This window comes from Halomonas sp. ML-15 (assembly GCF_014779595.1).
Taxonomy (GTDB): Bacteria; Pseudomonadota; Gammaproteobacteria; order Pseudomonadales; family Halomonadaceae; genus Franzmannia.
Map to the genome: position 1 here is coordinate 2,094,174 of NZ_JACXZT010000019.1, position 294 is coordinate 2,094,467.

A 294-nucleotide genomic window follows, 5' to 3' on the forward strand; every position below is an offset into this window, starting at 1 on the left:
TCGGAATTGAGTAAACGTTTGAACCTTGAGCCAAGATTGGTTCGCTTTCACGGAGTTCCTACGGGGATTTCGTGAGTAAGAACCGCATTGATTGAAACTGAAGAGTTTGATCATGGCTCAGATTGAACGCTGGCGGCAGGCCTAACACATGCAAGTCGAGCGGCAGCACGGGAAGCTTGCTTCTTGGTGGCGAGCGGCGGACGGGTGAGTAATGCATAGGAATCTGCCCGGTAGTGGGGGATAACCTGGGGAAACTCAGGCTAATACCGCATACGTCCTACGGGAGAAAGCAGG

The 294-nt window shown here is 52.7% G+C and carries 1 rRNA gene (cut by a window edge); it reads left to right on the forward strand.

Annotation, left to right across the window (positions count from 1 at the left end):
• Nucleotides 1-94 precede the first annotated feature (94 nt).
• Nucleotides 95-294: ribosomal RNA gene (locus IEI94_RS21475) — 16S ribosomal RNA — on the forward strand (it continues 1,729 nt past the right edge of the window).